19 protein-coding genes and 1 pseudogene are annotated in these 17,456 nt (G+C 72.6%); 10 read left to right on the plus strand and 10 right to left on the minus strand.

Going from position 1 to position 17,456, the window contains the following annotated elements:
- Positions 1–15: 15 nt before the first annotated feature.
- Entirely contained in the window at positions 16–1,176 is a 1,161-nt protein-coding gene (locus ACR807_RS25560) for a type III PLP-dependent enzyme (protein WP_438923946.1), read from the minus strand.
- A gap of 430 nt (positions 1,177–1,606) precedes the next feature.
- Positions 1,607–2,230: a hypothetical protein gene (locus tag ACR807_RS25565; protein WP_438923947.1), complete on the minus strand. Its 624-nt coding sequence runs from the start codon at positions 2,228–2,230 to the stop codon at positions 1,607–1,609.
- 62 nt (positions 2,231–2,292) lie between these two features.
- On the opposite strand from ACR807_RS25565, the pseudogene ACR807_RS25570 reads away from it, so the two are divergent.
- From ACR807_RS25570 to ACR807_RS25580, 3 genes and pseudogenes are all read left to right on the plus strand, one after another.
- Positions 2,293–3,314, plus strand: a pseudogene (locus ACR807_RS25570) (IS5 family transposase).
- 347 nt (positions 3,315–3,661) lie between these two features.
- A complete protein-coding gene (locus ACR807_RS25575; RefSeq protein WP_438923948.1) occupies positions 3,662–5,965 on the plus strand; it encodes a molybdopterin-dependent oxidoreductase in 2,304 nt (767 codons plus the stop codon).
- 86 nt (positions 5,966–6,051) lie between these two features.
- Complete coding sequence (locus tag ACR807_RS25580) at positions 6,052–6,603, plus strand: EF-hand domain-containing protein (RefSeq protein WP_438923949.1); 552 nt, start codon at positions 6,052–6,054, stop codon at positions 6,601–6,603.
- A 13-nt stretch (positions 6,604–6,616) separates the two neighbouring features.
- Here the strand turns inward: ACR807_RS25580 and ACR807_RS25585 are convergent, their stop codons facing one another.
- Entirely contained in the window at positions 6,617–7,318 is a 702-nt protein-coding gene (locus ACR807_RS25585) for a DUF998 domain-containing protein (protein ID WP_438923950.1), read from the minus strand.
- 253 nt (positions 7,319–7,571) lie between these two features.
- On the opposite strand from ACR807_RS25585, the gene ACR807_RS25590 reads away from it, so the two are divergent.
- Positions 7,572–8,138 carry a GNAT family N-acetyltransferase gene (locus tag ACR807_RS25590; protein WP_438923951.1) on the plus strand — a complete coding sequence of 189 codons (567 nt, stop codon included), beginning with the start codon at positions 7,572–7,574 and terminating at the stop codon, positions 8,136–8,138.
- A 12-nt stretch (positions 8,139–8,150) separates the two neighbouring features.
- Positions 8,151–8,909, plus strand: coding sequence for a dienelactone hydrolase family protein (locus tag ACR807_RS25595; protein ID WP_438923952.1), 759 nt, complete (start codon positions 8,151–8,153; stop codon positions 8,907–8,909).
- 205 nt (positions 8,910–9,114) lie between these two features.
- Here the strand turns inward: ACR807_RS25595 and ACR807_RS25600 are convergent, their stop codons facing one another.
- The 3 genes from ACR807_RS25600 to ACR807_RS25610 form a co-directional block, all read right to left on the minus strand.
- Positions 9,115–9,390 (minus strand): hypothetical protein, encoded by a 276-nt coding sequence (locus ACR807_RS25600; RefSeq protein WP_438923953.1) that lies wholly within the window; start codon positions 9,388–9,390, stop codon positions 9,115–9,117.
- 5 nt (positions 9,391–9,395) lie between these two features.
- On the minus strand, positions 9,396–9,701 hold the full coding sequence (locus tag ACR807_RS25605) for a WhiB family transcriptional regulator (RefSeq protein ID WP_438923964.1): 306 nt from the start codon (positions 9,699–9,701) through the stop codon (positions 9,396–9,398).
- Between the two features lie 347 nt (positions 9,702–10,048).
- On the minus strand, positions 10,049–10,504 hold the full coding sequence (locus tag ACR807_RS25610) for an RNA polymerase sigma factor (RefSeq protein WP_438923954.1): 456 nt from the start codon (positions 10,502–10,504) through the stop codon (positions 10,049–10,051).
- Positions 10,505–10,845: 341 nt separating this feature from the next.
- Here ACR807_RS25610 and cutA point away from each other — a divergent pair, with 341 nt between their 5' ends.
- Positions 10,846–11,172, plus strand: coding sequence for a divalent-cation tolerance protein CutA (cutA, locus tag ACR807_RS25615; RefSeq protein WP_438923955.1), 327 nt, complete (start codon positions 10,846–10,848; stop codon positions 11,170–11,172).
- Here the strand turns inward: cutA and ACR807_RS25620 are convergent.
- Entirely contained in the window at positions 11,169–12,494 is a 1,326-nt protein-coding gene (locus ACR807_RS25620) for a helix-turn-helix transcriptional regulator (RefSeq protein WP_438923956.1), read from the minus strand. The two genes, cutA and ACR807_RS25620, sit on opposite strands and share 4 nt — an antisense overlap.
- 134 nt (positions 12,495–12,628) lie before the next feature.
- On the opposite strand from ACR807_RS25620, the gene ACR807_RS25625 reads away from it, so the two are divergent.
- The 3 genes from ACR807_RS25625 to ACR807_RS25635 are packed head-to-tail and all read left to right on the plus strand — an operon-like array spanning position 12,629 to position 13,309.
- Positions 12,629–12,901 carry a hypothetical protein gene (locus ACR807_RS25625; RefSeq protein ID WP_438923957.1) on the plus strand — a complete coding sequence of 91 codons (273 nt, stop codon included), beginning with the start codon at positions 12,629–12,631 and terminating at the stop codon, positions 12,899–12,901.
- On the plus strand, positions 12,901–13,098 hold the full coding sequence (locus ACR807_RS25630) for a hypothetical protein (RefSeq protein ID WP_438923958.1): 198 nt from the start codon (positions 12,901–12,903) through the stop codon (positions 13,096–13,098). The genes ACR807_RS25625 and ACR807_RS25630 overlap by 1 nt, the downstream gene beginning before the upstream one ends.
- A gap of 19 nt (positions 13,099–13,117) precedes the next feature.
- On the plus strand, positions 13,118–13,309 hold the full coding sequence (locus ACR807_RS25635; protein ID WP_438923959.1) for a hypothetical protein: 192 nt from the start codon (positions 13,118–13,120) through the stop codon (positions 13,307–13,309).
- Between the two features lie 44 nt (positions 13,310–13,353).
- Here the strand turns inward: ACR807_RS25635 and ACR807_RS25640 are convergent, their stop codons facing one another.
- The 3 genes from ACR807_RS25640 to ACR807_RS25650 form a co-directional block, all read right to left on the minus strand.
- Positions 13,354–13,911 carry a hypothetical protein gene (locus tag ACR807_RS25640; protein WP_438923960.1) on the minus strand — a complete coding sequence of 186 codons (558 nt, stop codon included), beginning with the start codon at positions 13,909–13,911 and terminating at the stop codon, positions 13,354–13,356.
- A gap of 165 nt (positions 13,912–14,076) precedes the next feature.
- Complete coding sequence (locus ACR807_RS25645; RefSeq protein ID WP_438923961.1) at positions 14,077–15,588, minus strand: SulP family inorganic anion transporter; 1,512 nt, start codon at positions 15,586–15,588, stop codon at positions 14,077–14,079.
- Positions 15,589–15,870: 282 nt separating this feature from the next.
- Entirely contained in the window at positions 15,871–16,668 is a 798-nt protein-coding gene (locus ACR807_RS25650; RefSeq protein WP_438923962.1) for a hypothetical protein, read from the minus strand.
- 365 nt (positions 16,669–17,033) lie between these two features.
- Between ACR807_RS25650 and ACR807_RS25655 the strand changes: the two genes are divergently transcribed.
- On the plus strand, positions 17,034–17,456 hold a 423-nt coding region (locus ACR807_RS25655; protein ID WP_438923963.1), incomplete at its 3' end, for a hypothetical protein.

Genomic DNA, 17,456 nt, shown 5'->3' on the forward strand with positions numbered 1-17,456 from the left:
GGCGTGGTCCGGGTTTCAGCGGCCGCGGGTGCCGAAGCAGTGGGTGGGCAGTGGTGGGAAGCCGTTGAAACCGACGGACGCGTACGGCGTCGTGTAGGCGCCGGTCGCGAGGATGTCGACGTGGTCGCCCGGCCTCAGGTCGACCGGGAGCCACACCGGTGTGCGCTCGTACAGGATGTCGGTGCTGTCGCAGGTCGGCCCCGCGAGCACGACGGGAGCCCTCTCGTCGGCGAACCGGCCGTCGGCGCGGACCGCGACCACGGGGAAGGCGATGGCCTCGTCATCGGTCTCGATCAGGCCGTTGTACCGGCCCACGTCGAGGTAGACCCAGCGCAAGCCGTCCTCCCGCTCGGTGACCAGCACGACCTCGGAGCGGATCATCCCGGCGTCGCCGGGCAGGTACCGGCCCGGTTCGACGATCAGGGCCGGCCGGGTCGCGAAGGACTCGGAGACGGCCCGGTCGATCGCCGCGAAGTAGGTCTCCAGCGGCGGCACGGTGCCCTCGTAGCGGACCGGTAGCCCACCACCGAGGTTGAGCAGGTCCAGCTCGATCCCCTCGGTGGCCAATTTGGCGGAGACGCGCGCAGCGGCGGCGACACCCGTCGCCCAGCTGTCCGGCTCGCGCTGCTGGGACCCGACGTGGAACGTCGTGCCGCGCGGCGTCAACCCCAGCGCCACCGCGTCGCGCAGCAGCTCGACGGTGTCCTCCTCGGTGCAGCCGAACTTCCGGCTGATCGGCCACTGCGCGCCGGTCGTGCGGACGGTGAAGCGGCAGCAGACCTCGGCGCCGGGCGCGGCTCGCGCGACCTTCTCCAGCTCCGCCGCGGAGTCCACCGAGTAGAGGCGGACGCCGCGCTCGTGGGCGTGGCGGATCGCCGACTCTTTCTTCACCGTGTTGCCGAACGAGATCGACGCCGGGTCGGCGCCTGCGGTCAGGCAGGCGTCGACCTCCCCGACGCTGGCCACGTCGAAGCCGCACCCGAGTCCCACCAGGTGCCGCAGCAGTTCCGGATCGGCGTTGGCCTTCACGGCGTAGTAGACGGAGGCGTCGGGCAGACCCGCCCGCAGTTCCCGGTAGCGGTCGGCGACGACGTCCAAGCTGAGGAGCAGGCACGGCGTCTCCGGCATGATGGCGTCGAACAATTCGCGATGCGCCGCGTAGAACGCATGGTCCACCGGTCGGTCGTCAATCAATGTGGAAGCCTTCCGCTCCGGAAGAACGATGCGCAGACCCGGGTCCCGCTCGGCGTGGGACGGGCCGTCGTGACTGTCGCCATCATGCCGATGTCGCGACCGGGGTGTCAACGAATGCACCCAACTGGCCTCGGCATTTCACTCGGCCTGGAATCCGGCTGCGCCGTGCCAGGTCCGTGTCGGCATTCTTCCGACCGGTTCGATCCACTTCGATCCGGACGGGAACCCTCCGTCGAGTGGCGGTGTTCTCGGTCGAGGTCGGGAAGATTGGGCCGACTTGTGCACCTTCCCCGTGCAGTGCTCGTATTTGCGGCTCTGACCTGCGAACTGCGTCGCCGTGTCCTTGTGCCGTCGATCAACTGGTGTCGACGGCGACCCTACTGCGGCTTCATTGTCAGAAAGAATACTTCGTTCACTTCGTGTGCGTACATTCATCCGTTGGTCGGGGCGATCGATTTCGATCCTCTGCGGATGGGTCGGGGAAGCGGGGGGCAGTTCCAATGAATGCGAGTGGATTGCGTTGAAGTGCGCTCGGTGGCGTCATCGCAACCTGCTGGTTCGATGTTTTGTCGCATTCGAACGGGGTGTGGTGAATTTCAAGGATCGAGTCCGTGAGGTACCGGTCGGTCAAAGGGGCGGCGCGCCCTCGCTCGGCCGGACGACCGCGGTGGAGATCTCCTGCTCGCCGACTGTCGTGATCCGCCGTGCTCGTCAGTCCTCCTCCACCGACATGACCAGTCAGTCGCCGCACCCCTCCCTTCCGGCACGACGTCGACCTCGGCCGGCTGTCCGGGGACGAGGTCGGCCGGGGCGTGACCGGTGCCGTCGGCACGCCCTTCGGCGCGTAGTCGTAGTTGCCGAAGTCGACGACGGTGGTGCCGCCGATCAGTGTGCGAGGGCGGTGAGGGGAGCCGTTCCAGGCGGACAGAACGAACAGACCGTGCCAGGGGACGACCTCCTGCGGTTTGTTCGGGTCGGAGGGGGCGGCGCGCAGGGCGATGTCGGCGTCGTCGCGCAGATACTCGTCGAGCCGCACCAGCTAGGAGCTGTTTGGGGTTCGGATCTACCGGTCCTGTGGTGCGCTGGTAGAACACGGGTGTGGCGCGTTTTGATCTGACCGATGCCGAGTGGGCGTTGATCGAGCCGCATGTGCCGGTGGCGGCTACGGGGCCGTTGCCGCGTCGGGTGCGGGATCGGTTCGACGGGATCCTGTGGCGGTTCCGCACCGGGTCGGGCTGGCGTGACGTGCCCGAGCGGTACGGGCCCTGGTCGACCGTCTACTCCCGGTTCAACGCCTGGGCCGGGGCGGGGGTGTTCCAGAGGTTGATGGAGGCGCTGATCGCCGAGGCCGCCTCCCGTGGGCAGGTCGGGTTGGAACTGGTGAGCGTGGACTCCACCATCGTGCGGGCGCATCACGAATCGGCGGGGTTGGCGGTCGCGGGGGAGACCCTCGACGCGCTGGAACAGGCGCTGACCGAGGAAAAAGGGGCTCCGTTGCCCACCCGACAGAGCGTGCTGCGGGTAGTGCGTCGCGGTCCGCGCCGGAGGCGGCCGGCGCGGGCATGTCTGCCGGTCGGGACCGTGCCGCCCGCGGGCGGCGTCGCAAGGCGCGGGCTGCGGCGGCCGGGCTCGGCCGGTCCCGGGGCGGGCTGAGCAGCAAGGTCCACGCCGCGGTGGACGCCGCCGGGCTGCCGTTGGCGTTCGTGCTCACACCCGGCCAGGCCGCGGACAGCCCGCGGTTCCGGACCGTGCTGGACCGGGTCCGGGTTCCCGGCCCGGTCGGCCGGCCCCGCACCCGCCCGGACGCGGTGGCCGCGGACAAGGCGTACTCCTCCAGGGCCAACCGGGCCTACCTGCGCCGCCGCCGGATCACCGCCGTGATCCCGGAGAAGACCGACCAGCAGGCCAACCACAGGAACAAGGGCTCGGCCGGAGGGCGGCCGGTCTCGTTCGATCCCGCGCGCTACCGGCGGCGCAACACCGTCGAACGCTGCTTCCAGAAGATCAAGACATGGCGCGGCCTGGCCACCCGCTACGACAAGACACCACAAAGCTATGAGGCCGGACTACATCTACGAGGAGCGATCATGTGGCTGAAGACCCTGACCCCAACCACATGATCCGAACCTCAAACAGCTCCTAGTCCGGTGGCGGCAGTGGGCATTCGGTGACCGGCACGTGCTCGCCGATACTGAGGCGCAGCGCGGTCCCTTCCGGGGCCGGGGCGCCCGTCGCCCTGCACCTGCTGCGGCGCGAACTGGGCGCTGACCTCGCCGTCCGGGTGGAGAACCTGATCGACTGCGAACGCAGGGGCACCGTCTGGCAGCGTTGAGGCGCGCCCCGGTCCGGCGCGACGTCGTCTTCTGCGCCGCCCCGGTCGGGGTTACCGTGGGTGTCACGTCGTCGGCCGCGGGCCGCGTCGCGGGAGACGCTTCAGAAGCGGGGTTGATGCGTGATGGAACGACGCATGTCGGTCGCGACGCACTGGGGCAGCTTCGTCGCGGTGGTCGACTCCGGCCGGTTGGTGCGGATCGAGCCGAGGCACGACGACCCCGCGCCCTCGCCCATCGGTCCCGGGATGGTGACGGCCGCCGACGACGCCGCTCGCGTGCTGCGCCCCGCGGTGCGCAGGGGTTGGTTGAACGGCGAGCCGCGCGCCGGGGGCACGGCCAGGGGCGCGGACTCCTTCGTGGAGGTGAGCTGGGACCACGCGATCACGCTGGTGAGCGACGAACTGCGCCGGGTCCGCTCGCAGCACGGGGACAGCGCGGTGTTCGGCGGCTCCTACGGCTGGGCGAGCGCGGGCAGGTTCCACCAGGCGCAGGGGCAGCTCCAGCGGTTCCTGGCGCTGGGCGGGGGGTACACCGACTCCCGCAACACCTACAGCACCGCGGCCCTGGAGGTGATCCTGCCGCACGTGATCGGCGGCCACCCGTGGAGCTACCAGAGCCGGATGCCGATGTGGGACGAGATAGCCGAGAACTGCGAACTGGTGGTGGCGTTCGGGGGACTGGCGCTCAAGAACAGCCAGATCAACCCCGGCGGGTTGGCCAGGCACCGGACGCGGGACCTGCAACGCCGGTGCCGAGAGGCCGGGGTGCGGTTCGTGAACATCAGCCCCATCCGCAGCGACACCGCCGGGTTCCTCGACGCCGAGTGGCTGCCCGTCACCCCCAACACCGACACCGCCGCGATGCTCGGCATCGCGCACACGATGCTGGTCAACGGGTGGCACGACGAGGACTTCCTCCGCCGGTGCTGCGTCGGGTTCGACCGCTTCGCCGCCTACTTGACGGGCGAGGTCGACGGCGTGCCGAAGGACGCCGCGTGGGCCGCGGGGATCACGGGCATCGGCCGTGACGCGATCACCGACCTGGCCCGCCGCCTCACCACCCACCGGTCCCTCGTCATGGTCAACTACGCGGTGCAGCGGGCGGACCACGGCGAACAGCCGATCTGGATGTCCGTCGTGCTGGCGGCCATGGCGGGTTCGATGGGCCGGCCCGGGGGCGGCTGGGGCGCGGGCTACGCGACGATGGACGCGACCGGCGTCGCCAGGGACCGCGCTTTCGTGGCGGGGGTGCCGGGCGTGCCCAACCCGGTCCCGGACTTCATCCCGGTCGCGAGGATCGCCGACGCCCTGCTGCACCCGGGTGAGGTCGTCGACTACGACGGCCGGCGCCTCACGCTGCCCGAACTCCGCCTGGTCTACTGGTGCGGGGGCAACCCGTTCCACCACCACCAGGACCTCCACCGGCTGACCCGCGCCTGGCAGGCCCCCGACACGGTGGTGGTCCACGAGGCGTGGTGGAACACGACGGCCAAGTTCGCGGACATCGTCCTGCCCGTCGCCACCACCCTGGAGCGCGACGACTTCGCCGCCGGGTTCTCCGACCCCCACCTCGTCGCGATGCCGAAGGTCCGCGAGCCGGCGGGCGAGTCGCGCACCGACCACCGGATCTTCGCCGACCTGGCCGCCCGGCTCGGGTTCGAGCGGGAGTTCACGGAGTCGCGTTCGGAGATCGAGTGGGTCCGGCACCTCTACGAGCAGACGAGGGCCACCCTCGGCGACGAGGCCGACCTGCCGGCCTTCGACGACTTCTGGCGGAACTCCACCGCCGAGCTGCCGGCGCCGACCGGCCCGTTCCCCGGCAGTTTCGAGGACCTCCGCGCGGACCCGCGGCGCTTCCCCCTGTCGACGCCGTCCGGCCGGATCGAGATCTTCTCCGAGGAGATCGACTCGTTCGGCTACGACGACTGCGCCGGGCACCCGACGTGGTTCGAACCGGTCGAGTGGCTCCGCGCCGACCTGTCGGACCGGTTCCCGCTGCACCTGATCTCCAACCAGCCCGCCTCGCGCCTGCACAGCCAGTACGACAACGGCGGCCACAGCCTCGGCTCGAAGATCCGCGGTCGCGAGCCGGTGACGCTCAACCCGGCGGACGCCGCGGCGCGCGGCATCGAGGACGGCATGGTCGTGCGCGTCCACAACGACCGGGGCGGCTGCCTGGCGGGCGCGGTCCTGTCGGACGACGTCATGCCGGGCGTCGTGCAGCTGTCCACGGGAGCGTGGTGGGACCCGGTCGAGCCGGGTTCGAGCGGAACGCTGGACCGCCACGGCAACCCGAACGTCCTCACCGCGGACCGGCCGTGCTCGCGCCTGTCCCAGGGGCCGAGCGCCCACAGCGCGCTGGTCGACGTCGAGCCCCATGACGGCCCCCTGCCCGACGTGCTCGCCTTCACGCCACCGCACCTCGTGCCACCCGGGTGATTCCACCACTCGAACGGGTGATCCGGTCTGCTCGGCGGTCGCGCCGCGTGGACACCGTCGTCATGATCTGGCTACGTTGCGCGGTCATGACCGGAGTTCGGGATCTCAAGTACCGCCAGTGGTTCAGGGGCGCGGACGTCGACGGCGACGGGGTCATCACCCGCGAGGACGTCCGCCTGATGGGCGAGCGCTACATCGCGGCCCGCGGCGCCGCGCCGGGGGCGGCGACCGCCCGCCGGCTGACCGAGGGCCTGGACGCGTTCTGGGCCGGTGTGATCGAGCCGATGGACCGCGACGGTGACGGGAAGGTCGACCTGCGGGAGATGACCGAGGGGTTCCGGCTGGCGCTGGCCGACCGCTCCCTGTACCCGCAGCAGGTCGGGCCGGTGGCCGACTGCTACTTCGACCTGATCGACCTCGACGGGGACGACCGGGTCGACCAGGCGGAGTTCGGCGAGATCTTCGGCCTCGCGGGCAACGTGTCCCCCGAGGACTGCGCCGCGGTCTTCACCGCGCTGGACTCGGACGGCTCGGGCGGACTGGACCGCGCCGAGTTCCACCGGGCCCTCGCGGAGTTCTTCTACGGCGACGACCGGGACGCCCCCGCCACGCACCTGTTCGGCAGGATCGCCGGCTGACCGGCCGTCGGCATCACCGCCGCAACGCCTCCGCTCGCCCGTCGACGCACCTGGTGGCGACCACGGCCGCCGCGGCGACGAGCTGCCAGGCGGTGATCGCGTAGACGGAACCGCGTTCCCACGTGGCGTCGTCGAACAGCACAGCCGCCCCGGAGGCGGTGTTGACGCCGAGCCCGAGCAGCGAGGCGATGCCGACGGCGCCGAACGCGAAGCCGGCGTTGCGGGCGGAGCGGGCCGTGCCGCGGCGGTGGAGCAGGAAGGCCGCGGCGACGGTCGCCAGGTTGCCGCCGAGGATCGCCATCACCGCGCCCACCGGGTGCAGGACGGCGGCGGCGCCCGCCGCCTGCTGACCGCTGTGGAAGGTGGCGACCAGGCCGTTGCCGACCGCGTGCGCGACCGCAAGCGCGACGAAGGCCGAACGCCCCCGGCCGGCGGGCAGGGCCCGGGCCGCGAACACCGCGCCGAGCAGGAAGAACAGGCCCTGGTGCAGGAAACCGAGGTTCATGACCTCCGCCAGCGGCGAGTCGACGAGCCGCTCGTCGAGGGGGTCCGCCCGCACGGCGCCGAGGTCGCTGATGTAGTCGTGCGCGTAGCTGTAGCCCGGGAAGGCGGACGCCGCGACGGCCTCCGACACCAGGTACCAGACCGCTCCCGACGCCCACAGCACCGCCGTGGCGACCAGGGGTTCCCGCCGCACCCCGCCCGCTCGCTCCACCGTCGCCCCCCGACCGCACCGGTCACCCGGCCGGTGCCCTCGCGGTGATCCTGCCCGCTGCCGACCACCCCGGCACGCCGGCCGCCCGTGCGCAGCCGGCCGTCCGTGCGCAGCCGGTCGCACCGTTCGTGGCGGCGGAGCGTTCCCCGTCCGGCGCGCAGTCGCGGACCGGGGGCGAAGGTCGGTGGGAGGCCCGCCGGTCCAGCGGATACCCGATTGCGCCACGCACCCGCGCGGGGCGACCATGGGTGCCGTGACGCGCCCTCGGCAGACCATCGACCGCGGGGACTTCGCCCTGCGGCGGTGGCGGGCGGGCGGTGACTTCGAGGCGTTGTCCCGGATGGTCGAGGAGTCGCTCGACCACCTCGGGCCGTGGATGCCGTGGGTCGCCCGCCACAGCCCGGACGCCACCCGCGCGTTCCTCGCCGGCTGCGACCCGAAGTGGCGGAGCGGCGACGCCTACGACTACGCGATCACCACGGGCAGCGGGCTCGTCGGCAGTCGTTCGACGTACCGGGCGGGTGATCCCCGCGGTCTGGTCACGGGCTACTGGCTGCACCCCGCCGCCACGGGCCGTGGCACCGCGACCCGGGCGGCGGCTGCCATGGCGGCTGAGGCGTTCACCCCGCCGGACGTGGACCACGTGGAGATCGTGCACGACCTGGCCGACACCGCCAGCGGCGCCGTACCCCGACGACCGGGCTCCACCGAGGTGCGACGCGAACGAGCGGCCCCGCCCGCGACCCCGTCGGGAAGCGGCACCGACGTGGTCCGGCGGCCGACCCGAACCCCGGCGACCCGGCTCCGCCGGGCGGGGTGAGGACCACGATCCATGCGCATCACCCAGGAAACCGTCGTCGACGGCGTTCGCGAACAGTTCTTCGCCATCGGCGACGTCCCCGGCGTGCTCTGGACGCCCGCCGAGGGCTCCGGGCCGCGTCCGCTGGTCCTGATCGGGCACGGCGGCGGCGGGCACAAGAAGGGGTGGGAGGTCGTCTCCCGCGCCTTCCCCTACGTCACCTCGTGCGGCTTCGCGGTCGCCGCCATCGACGCGCCGGGTGCCGGGGACAGGCCCGCGCACCCGGAGGTCCGGCGGCTCGTCGCGGTCATCCGGGAACGGGAGGCGGCGGGCGAGCCCCCCGGCCCGGCGTGGCCCGCCCTCAACGACACGGTGGCGGCGGAACTCGTACCCGACTGGCGGACCACCCTGGACGCGCTCCGGGAACTGGACTCCGTCGGCGACAGCCGGCCCGTCGGGTACTACGGCCTGTCCCAGGGCGGTGAGATGGGCGTGCGCCTCGTCGCGGCCGAACCCCGGATCACGGCCGCGGTCCTCGGCCTCGTCGGGAGCGACCGGCTCACCGACACCGCGGCGCGGATCACGATCCCGGTCGAGTTCGTGATGCAGTGGGACGACGAGGGGAACCCGCGGGACTCCGTCCTGACGCTGTTCGACGCGCTCGGCTCCACCGAGAAGACCCTGCACGCCAACCCGGGCGGCCACTTCCGGGTCCCGTCCTTCGAGATCGACAGCTCGGTCCGGTTCTTCGTCCGGCACCTGGGCGGCCCCGGCGAGGCGAGCGGCTCCTGACACCCGCGGCACGGTGATCGCGGCCGCCGGGGTTCCCGTACCCGGGCCCTGAGCACGTCGAACCCGCACCCCCGCGCGTCCGGGTCGAAGCCGTGCTCGACCAGCCGGCGCGACGCCACGAGGCTGCGCAGCGACCACCAGGCGCGGTCCAGGCCGCACCCGGCCTCACGGGCGACTTCCGGGTGGACGAGGCGGGAGCGCGGGTTCACCGTCGACGCCGGGTACCGCGACGTCGGCCGTACCAGGCCGCGCCACCCGCGGCGAGCCCCGACACCCCGCCGTACACCCACGCCCCGCCAGGGGTGTGGATGGCGAGCAGCGCGACCGCGGCGGCGACGACCGCGATCGCGAGCACGGCGCCGCCGAGCGTCCAGCGCAGCAGCAGCAACGCGTTGCGGGTGCGGTGGTCGTCGGACAGCACGTAGCCGAGCAGGCCGTGCGGTGCCGGAGGTTCCGTGCGCCGGGCGGGGGGAGCGGGCATCGTCCTCACCCCGCCGCCGCGTCGTCGGGACCGGTGTCGCGTCGGGCGCTGTGCAGCAGTTCCCCCCACGACGTGACGTCCGGCCTGCGGCGGAGCAGCGCCCGCCGTTCCCGCTCGGTCATCCCGCCCCACACCCCGTACTCGATCCGGTTGTCCAGGGCCTCCGCCAGGCACTCGGTCCGCACCGGGCACCCCATGCAGACGAGCTTGGCCCTGCGCTGCTCGGCGCCGCGCACGAACATGTCCTCCTCGCTCTCGTCACGGCAGGACGCGCGCGTGCGCCACTCCTCCGTCCGGGGCGGCGGGTGCACGACCGCGTCGACGGGCAGCCTGGGACCCCATCCCCCGACCTCCGCGGAAGGGTCCCCGGTCAGGTCGACGGCGACGGCGACCAGGAGGTCCGCCATCTCCGCGTACGGCATCCGCGGCCCGTCCGGTTCCGCTCCCGCCACGAGCCTCGCCGCAGCCGGGGTCGCGGCCGGGGTCACAGCCGGGGTCGCGGCCGCAGCCGGGGTCGCCGGTGCCCGCCGTGGAGCCTCTTCGGCCGTTCCGGCGGCGAGAAGACGGTTCTCCAGGTCCTCCTGCGCCGCGTCCAGGTCGTAGTCGGCGTAGCGCGCGTCCAGGTCCGCCGCGACGCGGCGCATGGTCTCGTCGATGTTCACCGCCCCTCCTCTTCCCTTCGGTCGCCGCGGTCCTCGAGCCGTCGCCGTGCCCCGGACAGGTGGGAGTGCACGGCGGACGGGGTGATCTCCAGGTACCGGCCGATCTCCTCGACGTCCTGCCCGAGCAGGACGTGCAGCTCCAGGCACTCGGCCTGCCGCGGGGTCAGCCTCCCGAGCATCTGCTGGAAGTCCAGCCGCGCCACGAGACCGGCGACGTCGTCGGGCGCGATCAAACCCTCGACCTGCTCCGTCACCGGCACGGGCTGCCGCCTGCGCCTGCGCCGGAAGTCGACGAGCGAATCGCGCAGGACCTTGAGCGCGAACGCCTCCGGTGATCGCGCGGTCCGGAGTGCCGTTCGCACCCGGTACAGGGCCACGAAGGCGTCACTGACGACGTCCTCGGCGTCGTGCCGGGTCAACCCGCGCAGCGCCAGGTACTTCAGGAAGTTCACGCGGTGCGCTCGGTGGAACTCCGCGAACCACGTGTCCAAGCGTTCCCGGGCCTGGCAGGCTTGAGCGTCACGCGGGCACACGCAACTCGTGCGCGGACACGTGCTCATGCTGGTCACGACCACCTCACCCCACCGTCACCCACCGCGTCCCACGCGCCGTAGTCCACCGTTCACCCGCAACGCCGTCGCGTGGCCCCGGTTTGTCCAGGCGATGCGCGGACACCACCCGTTCGCAGTAACCCCGGACATCGGGCTTCAAGAACCCGTAACCGGTCCGGCGTCCTCGTCAACACCGTCAGCCCTACCGGGAGAGGTGATCACACGGGGTTATGCTGCCCGGCGTGACCGAGTTCGTGCAGGTGTCCACCGCGGCCGAGAGCAGGGAAGTCGCCTTCCGGTTGGCGAAGTCCGCGGTCGGGGCGCGTCTGGCCGCCGGTGCGCAGGTGATCGGCCCGGTCGGGTCGGTGTTCTGGCACCTGGGCGAGCTCGGTGAGGGCGAGGAGTGGCAGGTCCTGTTCAAGACCACCGCCGACCGCTTCGCCCGGCTGCGCGACCACCTGGTCGCCGAGCATCCCTGGAGCAATCCCGAGGTGACCGCGACGGCGCTGGTCGACGGCACGCCCGAGTACTTCGACTGGCTGAGGCGGACGCTCGACCCGCAAGCCTAGGCACCGATCGCGTCGAACATCCGAGCCACCGCCGGCAGAGAGCGGTGCTGTTCCAGTCGGTGCGCGACCTGCCGGATGCGGCTCAGTGGACGCACCGAGCCGACACCGTCGGCCAACCGGAAGGACTCGGTGACGACCAGGGCGGCGCGTTCGATCTCGTGCCCGTCGAGCAGGGCGTGGGCCAGCCAGGTCAGGTACAGCGCCTTGTCCCGCGCCTGTGTGTCGTCGAACCGCGACAACGCCGACTCCAACACCGGCACGGCCCGCAACGGCCGGTGCAACTCCGCCCAGCACCGCCCCGCCATGATGTCGATCTCGGTCCGGTCGACCCAGTAGACCCAGTCCGGCTCGGGCCGGTCATCCGAGCGGGCCAACTGCTCCCGCGCGAGGGCCAGCGACCGGTCCGCGTTGGCCGCGTCGCCCGCCACCGCGTAGGTCCAGGCCCTGCGCTCGGACAGCAGCGCCCCCACCCGCGGCGTCACCGCCTCACCCGCCACCGCGCAGGAGGACTCGGCCAGGCCGACGTTCGGCCGCGCCACCGTCACCTCCTGGTAGGCCAGGAACGCCAGGGCATTGCCCGCCAGCGCCGGATCCTCGGCTTCACGTGCCGCGGTCAGGCTCGTCTGGTAGTGCCGCCCCGCTTCGGGGTGCATGCCGGCGTCGAACGCCGCCCAGCCGGTCAGCTGCGCCTGCTCGGCCACCACCCCGACCAGGCGCTTGCGGGTCGCCCCGGTACACCGCGCCTGGCGGACGAACGACATCGTCCCCTCCAGCTCGGAGGCGTAGAGACGGTAGGTGTCACGGCCGCCGAGGTAGTTGTCCAACCGGCGCAACCGCGCCGTCCGCGCAACCAACCGATCGACATCGCCACCGCCGACACCGCCTGACGGCGACCGGAAGACGTCGGCCGTACCCAGTGCGGCACCCACCGCGGTCCCGAAGAACTCACGTCGGTCCACGTCACCTCCGACACCGGTCTCGTCGTGCCCGCGCCGCCCCGCCGCGCGACGAACGCGGTCCTGCTCCTCTCTCGCCTTGCCGCGCAGCGCGACGAGCGCCCCGCCCGCGTCCAACGCCGCGTCGATGGCGCGCACGATGTCCAGCGACGGCAGGTTCGCCTGTACCCGCTCGGCGTAGGAGACGTACTGACGCGTATAGCCGATCCTTCTCGCCAGCTGCGGCTGGCTCAACCCCGCCTCGACCCGGCGACGCTTGATCTCCGAGGCCAGCAGACTGGCCGCTGCACCCGTGTCCTCGCCGCCTGAAGGTGCCACGCCCGCCGACGCGTCCGTACCGCCGGCCTTGTTGTCGGCTTGGGACACGTGGGCCTCCATGGTTACCGAAGCGGTATGGATGGTGACAGATTGTAGCTCCACTGATGTTGACCAGGCACAGCCGTATCCAGCACTGCCCGCTGAGGGATGTAAACCGCCCTGGGGTCAAAGGAGGTTCAGTGGTGTCCGACAAGATTCAGCCCAAGATCATCGCGGGCGTGGTCATCGACCAACTGCTCACCAACGACACCGGTGACCAGACCCGGCCGCACACCGTCACCGAGACCCCGACCGGCGGCGGTCAGGTCACCCGCGTGTTCACCCGCGCCGCGCTCGGGGTAACAGAGAGCGTGGACAACGGGCAGCGCACCGGATGCACCTGCCACCCCATCGGGGTGACCGGCTCCCTCGAAGGCGTGCCGGGACCTCCCGGGCAGAGTGCGACGTTGTCCTGATGACCGACCGGTCCCCGCCGCGCCACTCCGCGCGCTACTACGCGATCGTCGGTGCGCTGATGCTCATCGCGGTCGTCATCGGGTTCGCCCTCGTCGAGGAAGCGGGCTGGGTACTGGTCCTGACCGGCTGCTTCCTCGGCGGGTTCCTCGCCGAGTGGATCGCCGACCTGGTGCGCTACTGCCGAAATCGACGCTGACCTCGTTCATCGGAGCCACGTGAACCGCTCGAAGAAGAATCTCGTCATGGTGATCTCGTGCTTCCTCATCGCCGCGTTGCTCTCAGGGGTGCTGGCGGCCTTCCTCGAACAGGCGACGGGGCAGTGGTGGGTCCTCTACCTGCCCCCGCTGGTCGTGGTCGCCGTCGCGGTCCCGGTGGCGCTGCGCATGATCACGTCCAGGAGGAGGTGACGGACCCCGCGGTGCCGGCGGGGGCGGTCTGTGCGGGGGCGTGGTCAGAGGAAGGTCGTCAGGGCGACCGGCACGGCCAGGCCGGACAGGCCGTTGAGCGGGCAGTCGAGGTTGGGGTTGGCCGCTCCGACCGTCTGCGAGGTGGTGCCGGCCAGGGTGCCGCCGGTCTGCCAGGTGGTGAGCTGCACGGTGCCGTCGAGCACGTTGGTGCGGACGGTGAAGTCGAAGGTGGTCTGCTCGTCGCCGGGGGACCACTCGATGATCCCCGAGCCGGTGAGGGTGAGCAGCAGGTTGCACGGCACGCCGCCGAGGCTGGTCGCGGTGCCGGTGACCGGGGTGGCGACGCCGCCGGCCAGTTGCGGGTGGGAGCCGTTGGGTGAGGTGCAGTTGGACAGGCTGGCGACGGCCACCACCGACGCCGTGGTCTGCACGGCGGTCAGCGCCGGGCTGAAGCTGAGCTGCACGTTGATGGTGCAGGTCAGGTCGGCGACCGCAGCCGTGGCGGGCGGCGCGGTGGCGGACCCCGGCGCGACGAGGGACGCGGCGGCCACCGCCCAGGCCCTGAGCCGGGTCCGCGTGGTCATCCCGGGACGTCTCGACATGTGCACCTGCTCTCCGGCGGATGTCAGCTGACAGTGACAGGATGAATACCGAGCGTGATCGACTGCAAGCGGCCGAAAGAGTAGCGGCGACCGGGAACGGTGCCGGTCATCGGTCACGCGTGGCCGATGACGCGCGATCTCGCGCGGCGGACCGGGCGACCCCCGTCAGCGGCCCGCGGTGAGTTCGCCGGTGAGCTTGCCGTGCAGGCGGGCGCTGTGCGGGTCGAGGCCGGTGATCTCGACGGTCTTGCCGCGCTGGGCGTACTTCGCCTCGACGGCGTCGAGCGCGGCGACCGAGGAGGCGTCCCAGACGTGCGCCGCACCGAGGTCGATGACCACGCGGGCCGGGTCGCCCGCGTAGTCGAACCGGCCGACGAGGTCGTCGGAGGAGGCGAAGAACAGCTCGCCGGTGACCCGGTAGACCACGGTCGTGCCCTCGGGGTCGGTGACGGCGGTGACCTCGGCGACGCGGGCGACGCGCCTGGCGAAGATGACCATGGCGGTGACGGAGCCGACGACGACGCCGACCGCGAGGTTGTGGGTGGTCACCACGCAGGCGACCGTCGTGACCATGACGGTGATCTCGCCGAGCGGCATCCGGCGCAGGGTCTTGGGGGCGATGGAGTGCCAGTCGAAGGTCGCGAACGACACCATGACCATGACGGCGACGAGCGCGGCCATCGGGATGTCGGAGACGACCGGCCCGAACACGACGCACAGCACCATGAGGAACGCGCCGGCGAGGAAGGTCGACAGGCGGGTGCGGGCGCCGGAGACCTTCACGTTGATCATCGTCTGGCCGATCATCGCGCAGCCGCCCATGCCGCCGAAGAAGCCGGTGACGATGTTGGCGACGCCCTGGCCGATGGACTCGCGGGTCTTGTTCGAGGGGGTGTCGGTGATGTCGTCGACCAGCTTGGCGGTCATCAGCGACTCCATCAGCCCGACCAGCGCCATCGCGAAGGCGTAGGGGGCGATGGTGGCGAGCGTGCCCGGCGTGAACGGCACGTCCGGCAGGCCCGGCACCGGCAGGGACGACGGCAGCGCGCCCTTGTCGCCCACGGTCGGCACGGCGATGCCCGCCCCGACCGTGATGAGCGTGAGCGCCACGATCGAGACCAGCGGCGCGGGCACGACGGTGGTGACCTTCGGGAAGAGCACCATCAGCGCCAGGCCGCCGAGGAGCAGCGGGTAGACCGCCCAGGGGACGTCGCGCACCTCCGGCACCTGCGCCAGGAAGATCAGGATCGCCAGGGAGTTGACGAAACCGACCATCACCGAGCGGGGGACGAAGCGCATCAGCCTGGCCACCCCGAGCGCGCCGAGCACGACCTGGAACACGCCCGCGAGGATGACCGCGGCGACGAGGTGACCCAGGCCGTGCTCGTTGTTCAGCGGGGCGATGACCAGCGCGACCGCGCCGGTGGCGGCGGAGATCATGGCCCGTCGGCCGCCGACCACGGAGATCACCACGGCCATGGTGAACGAGGCGAACAGGCCCACCGCGGGATCGACCCCGGCGATGATCGAGAACGAGATCGCCTCGGGGATCAGCGCCAGCGCGACGACGAGACCCGCCAGGACCTCCGTGCGCCAGACCTCGGGGTCGCGCAGCCAGTCGGGGGCGAGGGCGCGCAGGCGTCCGGACGCGGACGGGGCGGAACCGGGAGTGGGCAAGAGGGGTTACCTGTCGTGCTCGGGCACGCCCCTGCGGGCGTGCGCGGTGGGGACGGCGGGGCCGGATCGGCACCCGCGCGGGACGGCCCGGTGCCGGGTGGGCCTGGTGCCGGGTGGGCCTGGTGCGGGACGGGGCCGCGGCCGGCCGCCCTCGCCGCCGGCAACCCTACCCTGACGTCAGGGTTCGGCCGCGGGGGTGTGTCGGACATCCCGCCGGGGGCGCGACGGCCGGGCCGGTCGCGGCCCGGTGCTCGGCACGGGACGGCCGGAAGGGCGGTCCGCTCACGGCGTGCGGGGGTGGACGGGCGAGGCCGGCCGCTCGTGGACGACGGCACGGGGGCCGACGAGCACGAGCGCGGTGGAGCAGTGGTCGAGCAGACCGCGGCTGGTGGGGTTCCCGGTGGTCGGGGTGCAGCCGACGACCAGCAGCGAGGCCAGCCTCGCGTGGCGGACGAGGCCGGTGACCGGGTGCGACCCGGCGACCCGCACGTCCACCGGCACGTCCGGGTGCCGCCCGGCGTACAGGTCGATCGTGGTCAGCACGGCGTGCGCGGTCGAGGCGGCCCGCGGTCCGGCGGCGGAGGAACCGCGGGTGCAGCAGACCACGCGGACGCCGGTGCCCAGGGCCTCGGCCAGGGCGAACCCGGACAGCAGCGTCGCCCGGGACACGCCGTCGCCGTCGGTGCCGATCAGCACGGGCAGGTCGTCGCGCCACGCCGCGCCGGGCGGGACGGCGACGACCGGGCAGTGCGCCGAGGCGGCCACGACGAGCGCGAGCCACCGCTCCGCCTCGGTGCGCGCGCTCAGGACGACCACGTCGGCGGTGCGGGACTCGGCGACCAGGGCGCGTGCGGCGACGTCGGGGGTGCCCCGGAGGGCCGGACCGGCGGGGGCGTCGGCGCGCGGGGCGGGCCGGGCCACGGCGATGTCGCGACCGCGTCGTTTCGCGTACGACGTCGCCCACAGCGCGGCGTCGAGGGCGTCGGGTCGCCCCGACGCCCCGAGGACGACGCGTGTCGGCCGATCGGACGAGCTGGTCGTGACGGCCTCCGGGGTCGTGCCGCTGTGGGGCCCGCTCACCGCCGGGCGGTGCCATCTTGGCCGATCGCCACCCGGAACGGTCGCGGATCGCCCGTTCTTCGACCGGTTCGGCGTAGGCGACCCGGCCGCGGGGAGCAGGGGCACTGGGGCGTGGGGCGCAGTCCGTGCCCGGCGAACAGCGGTGCCGGGGCCGCGGCGGTGACGCGGACGCGGGTCCCGGTGGTTGCACCGATCGCGCCCGCGGCCGTTCCGCTAGGCTCGCCCGTCGATCGACAGCTCCCGGGACCACTGGCCGGCCCCGGTCCCGGACACGGCTGTCGTGCCTTCATCCGGGGAGGGATGTGGCCGTTCCGACTGTCGTGCCGTCCGGTGACGCGGAGGACGCACGGGTTGCTCTCCACCGCGTGCGCCGGTGGACCTCGGTCTTCGCCTGGGCCGGCGGGGTCGTGTTCGCGGCGCGGCTGCTGCTCGCGGGTGCGACGCCCGCCGCCGGCGTCACCGCCGTGGTCGTGGCGCTGCTGCTGTGCTGGTGGGCGGTCCGCCCGGGGCGGGACGGGTGGGTGGGCGCCCTCGTCGAGACCGCCGTCGTGGTGACCGGCGTGCTGGTGCTGCCGAGCCCGCAGCCGGTGCTGGGTTTCCTGTTCGGCGTCACCGTCCGCCGGGTGCTGCTCGACGACGAGCACCGCTTCCCCGGCAAGGCCCTGCTCCCCGCGTGCGGCTACGTCCTCGGCTTCGGCGCGTCCGCCCTGGCCGGCCGGGTGGTCGACCTGGGCCCGGACACCCTGGCCCCGGCGCTGATGCCGCTGGCGGGGCTGGCCATCGGGTCG

The organism is Saccharothrix sabaoui, assembly GCF_051756985.1.
In the GTDB taxonomy this organism is placed as follows: domain Bacteria; phylum Actinomycetota; class Actinomycetes; order Mycobacteriales; family Pseudonocardiaceae; genus Actinosynnema.